At 33.0% G+C, this 11502-nt stretch carries 9 protein-coding genes; all 9 read right to left on the reverse strand.

Translation table 11 applies throughout. The annotated features are described in order from the left end of the window. Window positions 1-278: 278 nt before the first annotated feature. On the reverse strand, window positions 279-1352 hold the full coding sequence (locus tag H4J76_RS12450; protein WP_182230723.1) for an acyltransferase: 1074 nt from the start codon (window positions 1350-1352) through the stop codon (window positions 279-281). Then, window positions 1345-2535 (reverse strand): glycosyltransferase, encoded by a 1191-nt coding sequence (locus H4J76_RS12455; protein WP_182230724.1) that lies wholly within the window; start codon window positions 2533-2535, stop codon window positions 1345-1347. The genes H4J76_RS12450 and H4J76_RS12455 overlap by 8 nt, the downstream gene beginning before the upstream one ends. Next, a complete protein-coding gene (locus tag H4J76_RS12460; RefSeq protein ID WP_182230725.1) occupies window positions 2536-4488 on the reverse strand; it encodes an acyltransferase family protein in 1953 nt (650 codons plus the stop codon). Between the two features lie 3 nt (window positions 4489-4491). Then, entirely contained in the window at window positions 4492-6408 is a 1917-nt protein-coding gene (gene asnB, locus H4J76_RS12465; RefSeq protein WP_182230726.1) for an asparagine synthase (glutamine-hydrolyzing), read from the reverse strand. 4 nt (window positions 6409-6412) lie between these two features. Beyond that, window positions 6413-7186 (reverse strand): hypothetical protein, encoded by a 774-nt coding sequence (locus tag H4J76_RS12470; protein WP_182230727.1) that lies wholly within the window; start codon window positions 7184-7186, stop codon window positions 6413-6415. Beyond that, complete coding sequence (locus tag H4J76_RS12475) at window positions 7183-7980, reverse strand: glycosyltransferase family 25 protein (RefSeq protein WP_182230728.1); 798 nt, start codon at window positions 7978-7980, stop codon at window positions 7183-7185. The genes H4J76_RS12470 and H4J76_RS12475 overlap by 4 nt, the downstream gene beginning before the upstream one ends. Window positions 7981-7990: 10 nt before the next feature. Then, window positions 7991-9442 (reverse strand): oligosaccharide flippase family protein, encoded by a 1452-nt coding sequence (locus H4J76_RS12480; RefSeq protein WP_182230729.1) that lies wholly within the window; start codon window positions 9440-9442, stop codon window positions 7991-7993. A 2-nt stretch (window positions 9443-9444) separates the two neighbouring features. Continuing rightward, a complete protein-coding gene (locus H4J76_RS12485) occupies window positions 9445-10107 on the reverse strand; it encodes a sulfotransferase family 2 domain-containing protein (protein ID WP_182230730.1) in 663 nt (220 codons plus the stop codon). A gap of 129 nt (window positions 10108-10236) precedes the next feature. Continuing rightward, a complete protein-coding gene (locus H4J76_RS12490; RefSeq protein ID WP_182230731.1) occupies window positions 10237-11502 on the reverse strand; it encodes an O-antigen ligase in 1266 nt (421 codons plus the stop codon).

Here is an 11502-nt window from a genome sequence, read left to right on the forward strand (position 1 = left end):
CATTTACGCTAGACAGTACCACTGTAGGTTTGTATTCATTAATATAAACAGTAATGTTCTGCATAATAAAAAAATTATACTAGATAAGATAACTTTACTTTCAACTATCAACTATCAACTATCAACTATCAAAAATTAGCCATCTATTTTCAATGGTATTGAGTGAAAATAACTATTTTCACTCATAAAGTTATCTTTCTTGATAATTAAATATTTGTTTATTAAAAAATCTAAAGTTAGAAATAGTTATGCAAATGAATTGAGAAACTCAAAATAACTCAATTTATACATTTTCTCATTTTAAACTTCAAACTATGTATAAATTGTTTAAAAGAATATTTTTTCTTTTCACACCAACGGCCTATAGTAGCAACAATAATAAATGTAATCACAACCATAATTAGTCTATAAAGATTATTTTCCTGCGGCCCATCATAAATAGCAGCTATCAATTGAATAATAGGTCGATGAAATAGATAAAGTGCAAATGTAAGTGATGCACTCCACCTAATAATTTTTTCAAAGCGAATTAGTATTGGTTTGATTAAGCTTATTAAGTGTGGACAAAAATATAGATGAATAACAAACATACTTGCATCAAAGTAATCGCCTGCGATATTAGTTCTAGTCAACCAACTGATTGACGTATTAATTTGTCTGACGTGAGGTCCAACAAAAATGATTAAAGCAATAGCTAAAATTGCAAAGCCAGCCTTAACATACGAAAACTCAAAACTGCTTTTCAAATTTAATTTCAACCGAAATAATGCATAACCAAATATCCAAACAGGAAACAATGCCAGAATTGAAGGTCCCGCTAAAGCAGCCACCAGCATAAGCCACAACCATTTTTTGTTACCTTTTAGAAAATAAAAAAGCCCAAATAATATATAGTAAACCCATTCGTACGTTAAAGACCAAAAAGGTCCGTTTATACCTGGGTTCAAATCTGCCCCCCAAAGATTTTGCACCAAAAAAAATGACAATAAATAATGCATCACCTGAGAGCCGTCAGGATAAGGCCATGCTGAATTTATATATAAATTTTCATTAACTTGTAAACCTATATAATCACAAATAGCTGTAAGAATTAGAGCAGGAATAATAATCGACCAAAGCCTTGAAACTCTAGCGATAGCAAAGTCTGTAATATTCTTTTCTTTTTCATGCGTAACAAAAGCTATAACGTAACCAGACATTACAAAAAAAATCATTACGGCTGTTTGTGAATAGGCCTTAAATTGCCATAAAAATCCATCTGTTAATTCTTGGCTCGCTACATGCGAGAAAAAAACAACCATGGCCGCAGTAAAACGTAAAACATCTAAATAAAGAGAATAACCTTTATCCATTATAAATCCCCATCACTTTTTTAGCAGACCAATCCCAAGTATATTTACTAAAAGCCACAGCTTGCTTTTGACGGTCGTGTTTAAGTTTCAGCAGTTCGATGATCTTATTTGAGATATCTTTCATACCTTCATTTGGTACACAAAATCCTAAATCATCTTCACTCGCCATTATTTCAGGCACACTACCAACATTAGTTGCTACTGCAGGTGTACCACAAGCCAAGGCTTCAGTCAGAACATTAGGGCTACCTTCGCCGCGGCTCGCTAAACAAAATACATCAGCAGCGTTATACCAAGTAATTAGTTGATTATTATCAACAGCACCAACAAAAACAACATGATCTTGTAAGTTGTGTTGTTTAATAAATTGGTTAAGCTCTTTTCTATAATCACCTTCAGGACCTTGAGCGCCTAAAATATAGAACTTAGTGTTTTCTAAACCCTGTATTGTTATTACTTGCTCTAGCCCTTTAATCACCAAATCAAAACCTTTACGATGAATAAGCGCACCAACACCTAATATAATTTTATCGTTATTTTTCAGAGAGAGCTTTTCTCGACATTCGTTTTGATCTAAGTAATAAAACTTATCAGTATCAACACCATTTCTAATAACTACCGTTCGTTCTGCTGTATTTGACAATTCATCGGCTTTACGTGCCATCTCCTCACTAAGAGATATTACTTTACTTGCCTTTTTAAGATAATGAGCAACAATATGCTTTCTTAAACCAGAGTCTTGTAAGTGAAATGCTTCCATACCACGAAGTGTTACATGAAAAGGTTTATTAATTTTTTTAGAAAGCCAATATCCACAAGGTAAGTCAGGAAAAGTCCAATGTAAATCAATTAGATCAAAGTCATAACCAATTTCATCAAGTACTTTTTGAACTGCTCGTCGATAAGTTAACACTTCTATTGATTTCAAGTGACCCGGAATAGAAAAGTAGCGAGGATGATGTACATCAATACCTTCTATAACTTCTAATTCAGGAATACTTTGCAGGTGTGCAAATTTACTTATTTGTTTATGTAGCGGAGAATCTGCGATAGGGTTGATAACCGTAATATCAGCATATTTACTCATCGCTTTTAAACGATTTAAAACAAATATGCCATGATTAGGTTGATTACAATTTGGAAATAAATAGCTAATGGCTATTATTTTTAATCTAGTAGACATTTACTCTCTCGTAGAAATCAGTGTTTCAAATAATGTTGGAATTTTATTATTTTCGATAATATGTTTACCAAGCCGCCAAGAGGACTGTATTTCAATATGACTTGGATCAAAATATATAGGCATGCCGTCTTTATAAGGACTACAACTCCCTTCGCATAGTTCTTCATTGAAATCGATATATCTAACATGTGGCTGCGTCTTTGAAAACGTTAGCAATCTAGTGTTTATAGCGTCAATTTCTAATCTATTATATTGCTCTAATTCAGAACAACTCTTCCAAGGATATATAATACTTTTTGCTAAACAGTGTCGGTCAAAATCTCTATAGACAGGTGCTTTACCAATGATTATCACTTGATGGTTACTTTCAACAAGTGCTGCTATCGTTTGCTCAAAATAGGCCATGAAGCTAGGTGATTTTCTGGCGTAATAGTCATAAGCAGCTGAGATTATAATCGTTTGATACTGATCGAGCTTAGATCTTACTAAGTCAATAGAACTCTGACAATCATCATACCTATCTACTTTGACAAATGGTTGTACATCATTAAATATAGGCGGGCAGGAGGCATGCGAAATGTTCCTAAATGACCACTTTTTATTTTTAGCAATACTCCCTATTAGTCCTATATAATGAGCCGCATTAGAATCACCCCACAATAATATATCCGTCTCTTTATTATCACCAACAACACAGTCTATATCAGTAAAGTGTTTTTCTTCTAGTCGCCAATATTGGCAAATATAATTGTATTGATTTGTTGCTTTAGCTTCATTTGTTAATTCTTTAAACTTGATTTGATAGTTATCAGAACGAACGCCAAAACCATTAGTTTTAATAACAAATCCAGATATTAAGATAATAGCCAGAGAAGGTAATATGAATTGTTGAATGGTGAGTTGTCTGAATGAAAAATTTACATATCTGAAGCGCTCTTCCACATATTTCCAGTTTAGCCATGAAAGTAATAGAATACTTATGAATAATAAAATTGAAGTAAAAGGTGTAGGCTCTCCGTAGCCATAACGGTAAAAGGCTAAAAGAGGCCAGTGAACTAAATAAGCAGAATAAGACACTTTACCTAACCACAAAACGGGTGAAGCGCTTAACCATTCAGCTATAGAGGATGTTTGATTAAATCCAGACCAAATAAATAATGCTGCGAATACTGTAGGCACTAAATAAAGCCAACCGGGAAAGATCATATCAGAAGTAATAAATAGGCATGACGCAACAATACCAATAATAGCGACAATGAATAACGGACTGCTATATTTAGGCTTTTTTATAATATTAAAGTGTAGTAATCCAGCCAAAAGAGCTCCAACTAAAAGCTCACCTGCACGAGTTGGTAGCATGTAATAGACAAAAGAATGATGTTCCTTAAGCATAAATTGTGCAATTGTTGCAGAAGTAATAATCGTTATTATTAAAAGTGCAATAAGTATAAATTTATTGAGTCTAGGCAATAACACTAAAACAATAATAGGCCAAAAAATATAAAACTGTTCTTCTACTCCTAATGACCAGTAATGCAGAAGAGGTGTTGTATAGCTGCCAGCTGCAAAATAACTAGTATCTTGAAACTTCCAAAAGTAAACGTTAGATAAAGAAAATGCCGACCAAATGCCAGAATCTGCTACTTCTTTAGCGTCTTCAGGTAAAAATAAAAACTGAGCAATTAAAACAGTGATAAAGATCACTGAAAAGGCAGCAGGTAAAATACGTTTTATTCGTCTTGCATAAAAGTCTTTTATTGAGAATGTATTATTGGAAACAGATTTGAAAAGTTGGCTAGAAATTAAAAAACCAGAAATTACAAAAAATATATCAACCCCAACAAAACCGCCGGGCAAATAATCATGGTTTATATGAAATAAAATAACGGTAAACACTGCGATAGCTCGCAGTGAATCAATATGTGAATAATAACTTCCGTTGTTTTTGCTCATCGTTTAATCAGTATTTTTTCTCAGCCATTCTTCAAGTACAACTAACTGCCATAACGTTTTATGATGATCAAACTTGTCATTATTATGCTCTTCAATAAGTTGATCTATACGTGACACCTTGAAAAACTGCAGTAATTTAGTGTCAGCCGATAATAATAAATTCTCAGCATAGCTTCTCAATTCATTTTGAAACATCAATTTTAATGGCGTTGGAAAACCCATCTTTTTACGATATATAATGTTGTTAGGTAGAATACCTTCCATCATTTTCTTTAACGGATATTTGCCTTCACCTTTTTTAATTTTATGCTTACTTGGGATTGTTGCTGCGAATTCAACTAAACGATAATCTAAAAAGGGCACGCGTAATTCAAGCGAAGCCGCCATACTCATACGGTCAGCTTTAATTAACAAGTCATCTACCAACCAAGTTTTAGTATCAAAATAGAGCATTTTACTTAAAGTATCTTCACCTTTGACTTTGTCAAAAAGACTTTCAGTATAGTTGCGACTAGACACTTGATTTTCTGTTTCTATCTCTGCTTTAAATTCAGGTTTGTACAGCGCTTCTTTTTCATGGTCAGGATAAGTAGACATACCTTTATAGCGTTTTTCTATCGGTAATGTTGCCATGGTTAGATACTTCGAAACCTTATGGCTTTTACCGAACACTTTATTGGCAATACCTGCAAAGAAGTTACTACCTGTTTGACCAACTACCGCGCGATATTTGTCTAATACATTCATATACTGATATAAATCGTAACCACCAAAAATTTCGTCGGAACCTTCACCAGATAAGGCAACGGTAACTTTTTCTTTGGCTAATTTAGCGACAAGAAATAGCGAGATTGCAGCTGCTTCGGTAACGGGTTCATCCATTAATGCAATATATTCAGGAATAAACTCTTTAAACTGTGCAGGTGTTATTTTTATTTCATGATGTTCAGTTTTAAATTTATCGGCAATAATTTGGGCATAAGGGGTTTCGTCAAAACCTTTACCAAAGTCATAACCTATCGAAAAAGTTTTGAGGGGCTCTTTAACTTTGTCAGCTAATAAACCAACAACAGCACTAGAATCAATACCGCCACTAAGAAAAATCCCAAGCGGTACATCGCTGCGTAAACGTAAATCGATTGCGCTTTCTAATAATTTTTTACTACCATCAACGTAATAATCAAAACCTTTATCCTGACTATTGCTGTTGTTGAATTTAAGATCCCAATATTGGGTAATGGTTAATTCTTGCTTATTAGGCTCTTCACCATTTACCTCTCCGCTTTTAAGAACAGCATAATGCCCAGGCATTAAACGCTTAATTCCCTGGTGTAATGTGTTTTCACCTGGAATATATCCAAAGCTCATATAACTATCGATCAACTGTACATTCAGCGCGGGCTTTTTATCTAAACCTTTTAATATAGCTTTAGTTTCAGAAGCAAACATAAATTCATCGTCATTATGTAAATAATAAAGTGGTTTTATACCAAGACGATCACGTGCGAGGAATAATTCCTTTTTATTACCGTCCCAAATAGCGATGGCAAACATGCCGTTGAAGTGCTTTAAACAATCATAACCATATTCAATGTATGCTTTAAGCACTACTTCAGTGTCGGCACCAGTTTCAAAGCTATAACCTTTCTTTTCTAATTCGGCGCGTATTTCAAGGTAATTATAAACTTCACCATTATAAGAAATTACACAATTATGTGCTGCTTCAACCCGTGGCTGATACCCTGCTGGAGTAGGATCAAGAATACTTAAGCGTAAATGCGCTAAACCTATTTTATTTTCGTCATCAAACCAAAGACCATTACTGTCAGGGCCACGATAAGGCATAGTATCGCGCATAGCTTTAAAACGACCTTTGTCGATTGTTCCATTAAAATTAATTTCCCCTAAAATACCACACATAATATTAACCTATTGCAAACTTTTTTTTGAATTCTTTAGTTATTTTACTGCCTTGGATGTATGGTTTTAATTTCCACTTTAGCTTTTTGAATAAACTATCTCTCCATCTATCGCTAAAATTATCTCCACTTGCAAGTAAGTAGGTAACTAGCTTTTCTTGAGTACGAATGCATTCTTTATCAAGACCTAGAAAAAACTTATAAATATTCATATGACGGTATTTTGTCCAAGGGATATCATGAATTTTTTCCAATGAAATCACATCTGGTAAATCTAAATACTTTTTGTTTACTACAACTGTTGAACCGCATAAATTATCAAGTTCATTAGTTTCAATAACCCTATAAGCTGACTGGTATAGCAAGTAGCCACCTTCAATTATTATAGCGGGAACTTGAGGAAAATTACGTATTGACTCAATAAAATCAGAACGAATCAAATCGTCAGAATCTAATTGATAAACCCAATCAATTTGCTCACCGATTAAGGCATTTAATCCTGTAATAATTTTTAAATTTTTATCGTTAATTAAATCTTTAATTGTAAAGTTTGCACCAGTTCGATCTGGTGCTATATAATTAACTTCAACAAAACGAATTCTTGCGTCATTCAGAGCTAAGAGAAACAAAGGACAATCATGCCCTGCTACTATGACTGTAAACATAGAGTCAGATTGGTTAACGATTGAATTTATTGTATTTTTCAAAGCGTCACAAGTAACTTGCCAATCACGGGATATTTTTTTTGACTTGAGTGGTATTACTATTCCAAATTTCATTTATCTTCCTTTCTACTTTTGTACATAATTGTTAAATCAAACTGCCTTAACCTTCTCTTATTAAATGTTTTATGAAATACCCATATAAGCCGTTCAAAAAACTTCAATTTTATGCCCTTACTTCTATCCCCAATATCACTATCAGAAACGTCCATGGGAATCACTATTGCATGACTTAAGAATCCTTGCCGAATTTTTCCTGCCGCATATCGAGGTAATAAGTCTACTGCGTAATACATTCGTTTAGATGCCTTAATGAATTGTTTAGCACCCTGCTTAGAAATAATATATCCACCAGTACCGTATGGTACCGGATCACATTCATAAGCACTAAAAAGTTTCCCTATATGTTTTTTATATAAAGAGCCTTTGTAGTTAGTAATATCGTGATTCAATGTTTCATTGCCAGAAATCATTTCATATTGATGCAGATGACAGTCATCTATTTTGAGGTAATCAAAATTAGATATTAGATTTATGTCTTCAAATACCTGTTTTAATTCTGGCCTAATAAACACATCATCCTCAAGAACTACAGCATAATCGATATCTTCTTCGATTATACGGTGCCATATATTTATATGAGATTGGGCACAGCCCAACTCGCCTGGAACCAAATACTGGCGATTTTCTAAAAAGAATCTGTAGCGGTTAAATAATTTTGATTCATTAAAAACCTGCTTACCATTGGTTGCAGATATTCTTTCATACTCTAGCCCAAGCTTTATAAATTGAGTTACCATAAAATCTAATCGATCTTTTCTCTGATCAAGGTTTACTACAAATATTTTCATCTATTGAATCCTATTTATTTAATACTTGCTTTATTAATCTAAAAAAATGCTGATATTCGGCTTCTTGTCTGAATATATAAGTGATACTTAAAAAAAATGAAAGGTAAACGAAAGTAAAAACCAAACTATGAAATAGCCAATACATAATAGAAATCGTGCCCCCCCATTCAGGCATTATATAGACAGAAGAAGCAGCCAATGAACCGGAAATTAAAGTAGGTAATGAAATAATGACTAGTCGCCTTAGCGATAAACTTGCAAACGTTTTCACATAGAAAAAATAAACGGTAATAATGATTGTATGTACTAAACCTTTTGCTAAAGCAAGCTCCGTTACAACTTGTACGTCAACAATATACAATGCTCCACTAAGGAGCAGCAAAGATAGTAAATCAATAACAAATATAGTTTTCACTTTTTGTTTAGCTATGCAAGCATGACTTAAAATAGGGCCAAAGCAAGACAAATACATTAGTAAAGCGAATGTTGATACCAAACTATCAATATGTAACCATTGTTCTCCCAACAATATACTAACCAAATATGGAGAAAACAAGCCTAGATAGATGGCAACAGGAAAAGCAATAATATTAACCAATACAAGTGAGAAACTAATGCGATAGCTAAACTCTTTACCATTATTTATTGACTTTGAAAAAGTTGGAAGTAAAGGGTCACAGGCTGGGTTTATCAAGCTGTACGCAGGCAATAATGAAATATCTTTTGCCATATAGTAGTTACCTAATTGGCTAGTCGAATACAGTTTTGCTGCAAACAATTGATCTAAATTAGCTTTTGCATACCCAACACTACCTTTTAAAAACATCCACTTAGAAAAATTCCATTGTTCACCAAATTTTTTAAAACTTATTTTAGGGCGGTATGGATGAAGATAATATGATCCAATCGCCAACACTAATGCACTTACTACATCACCGGCTACTAATGCCCAGAAACTTTTATCAACTAATACCCAAATTATCACGACACAAAATGACAGTATTTTTGCTGAAAGTTCTAACTTAAAAAAATACTTATAATTTAAATCCTTTGTATAGAGTACAAAACCAGGATTTTTCAATGCCCTTATAATAATAACTACAGATGATACATAAAGGGCGTTTAATACACTTTCTTTACCAAAGTATGAGCATATGGTGGGCGCTAATAAACATAATGATATCCAGAATACAGATTTTATCATCAGGTCAATTGTTAAAGCCGTGTTTAAATCATCATCTTCCAAAATAGGTTTACTTATGAGGTACTGGTAATTTCCTGTTACTGCAAGGACATAAAAGAAATTTGTAGTTAATGCCAAAAATGCGACAACACCAAAATCTTCTGGTGTAAGCATTCTTGCCAAGACTAAGGTGCTGATAAAACCCAGTGACTTTTGCAAGAACCTAGTTAACAGTACTAATATAGAGCTAGATAATACTTTCTTTGAAATATCATTCATGATTAATTTAATTCATAATCAAATAATTCGAAATCATCTTTATATAAACGATAAACCTTTTCTTTATTAGCTTTACTTACTGTTTCGCTAATTTTAAATTGAGATTTATTTAGTTGACGTAAATTGAGTTCAATTTGAGTGTCATTTGAGACTTTATATATTTCTGTTGCCAAGTTTTCAAACTTTATAATACGATCTACAATTACTTTCCCTTTAAAGTTACACACGTAATCCGCTTGCTTCCAAAAAAAATAATGTTCATGAATGAATTCATCATCCAAACATTTATCAATAAAGTCATTAATGGATATATAGTCTCGCATAAATGATAGTGATGTGGTCTGATTATTTTGTATATGTGATTGCGCATATCTATATGTAGATATAATTCTATCTAAAGGATGCCTTACTACAGCAAATTTATAATATTCATTAAATTTATGCCTATTGATAAATTTAAGCTCCTTTGCAGAATAGTGCCAAGTATCTTCGCCGTATAAAGCTTCACTTACTGAAGTTCCTGCAGATTTTGGTATATGAATAAATAAAACATTATTTTTATCAAATGCTCTATATAAATCTGTTTTTCCACAAAATTTATAGAAAAATTGCTTTAATACCCAAGGTCTCATGGAGTTTTTTCTTAAAAAATTAAAAAGATTCATGACTAATTCCTAAATTTCAAAATATTTGAGGTCATCAGAAAACCTATCAACTTGGCTTCCAATATTTACTACAACTTATATTTTTATCACCATAGAAACCTGTTAGCTTCTATCATTAAAATCAGTATTTCACCCTATACTTTTAACAACCATTAAACGTTTAGATATACAAATTAGCGCAATCAACCAAAAGGATATTTCTAATACTTTACTATTTGAAAATTGGCTGGCTGCTATTATTCCAACCATTCCTCCGGTTAGCCCTAACATTATTAACCTCAGATCGCGATCGTACTCTTTATTTTTTGACACGGATAATCCCATCTTGATCACACCAAAGATCATAAGAAAAAACAATGCTCCTCCTATAAGTCCATGATCAGCCAACATTGTCATTGTTAAGTTATGTGAGCCACGCAATGCTCCAACGCTTGTATCAGTAAGATATTTTTTATCTATATAAAACGGGCTTAATAGTAGTGTTGTACGATGCCCGTTACCTATTAACATATTCTCTTTAAACATTTTTATTTGCGCATTTATAATAACCATTCTTGATTGGGCGCTGGTATCTATTTGCTCAGTACTTTCAGCTTCTGTAATAGATTCTATTCTCTGAACAATTAAATCAATTGAAACAAATGTTAAAGCTATTAATGCAACAGCTCCCCATTTTATTAACGTACCTTTAAATTCTTTTGCAGAAAACAAGATTAAAAACAAACCTGTTACTGCCAATGCCCCTATCGCACCACGGCTACCCGACATAATAATTAGGTTGCCTGCAAAGGCTAATGGTATCAGTAGCCAGTATTTCTTTTTAATGGCATTACTAAGAAATAAAAATGCCCCGGTAACCAATATGGGAATAACGTGTATAGCAAGTAAATTAGAATCATCTATACTTGGCAAACCAGCTCGTTCAAACCTACCGCCACTATGGGTTTGCAAAGCAGTAAAGCCAATATAAGCACAACCAATTAAGTTAGCGATAATGACCGTAACAAGTTTTTCTTTAGTATTGATTATTGTTATCAATAAAAAATACAGAACAAGAAGTTTTACTAATAATATGAAGTAAATTTGATGCCACTCTGTACTTAACACAAAAGGAAATTGAAGGCCCACAAATACCACAAAGGCTATCAGTAATTTTGATTCTTTAAACTTAAGCCAATCACCTTTATTTTTTTCATGAATAAACACACTGATTAACGTTAGTACAGCAACAATTAATGTCCATCTAATTTCTGGTAAAAAGCTACCCCAATACTTGCCGGGTGGGTGCATATAAAAACAAAAGAAGTAAAGAAGAATACCTGCTAATGGTTTTTTTAAGGTATACAGCGACCCAACCATAAAAACAAGAACAAACCCAATAGCAGTAATTGGCAT

It is taken from the genome of Colwellia sp. BRX9-1 (assembly GCF_014077195.1).
Classification (GTDB): domain Bacteria; phylum Pseudomonadota; class Gammaproteobacteria; order Enterobacterales; family Alteromonadaceae; genus Colwellia_A.

Excerpts from the sequence above, each read along its gene's own strand:
- H4J76_RS12450 (WP_182230723.1), bottom strand. The coding sequence starts at position 1,352 with ATGGATAAAGGTTATTCTCTTTATTTAGATGTTTTACGTTTTACTGCG.
- H4J76_RS12455 (WP_182230724.1), bottom strand. The coding sequence starts at position 2,535 with ATGTCTACTAGATTAAAAATAATAGCCATTAGCTATTTATTTCCAAAT.
- H4J76_RS12460 (WP_182230725.1), bottom strand. The coding sequence starts at position 4,488 with ATGAGCAAAAACAACGGAAGTTATTATTCACATATTGATTCACTGCGA.
- asnB (WP_182230726.1), bottom strand. The coding sequence starts at position 6,408 with ATGTGTGGTATTTTAGGGGAAATTAATTTTAATGGAACAATCGACAAA.
- H4J76_RS12470 (WP_182230727.1), bottom strand. The coding sequence starts at position 7,186 with ATGAAATTTGGAATAGTAATACCACTCAAGTCAAAAAAAATATCCCGT.
- H4J76_RS12475 (WP_182230728.1), bottom strand. The coding sequence starts at position 7,980 with ATGAAAATATTTGTAGTAAACCTTGATCAGAGAAAAGATCGATTAGAT.
- H4J76_RS12480 (WP_182230729.1), bottom strand. The coding sequence starts at position 9,442 with ATGAATGATATTTCAAAGAAAGTATTATCTAGCTCTATATTAGTACTG.
- H4J76_RS12485 (WP_182230730.1), bottom strand. The coding sequence starts at position 10,107 with ATGAATCTTTTTAATTTTTTAAGAAAAAACTCCATGAGACCTTGGGTA.
- H4J76_RS12490 (WP_182230731.1), bottom strand. The coding sequence starts at position 11,502 with ATGCCAATTACTGCTATTGGGTTTGTTCTTGTTTTTATGGTTGGGTCG.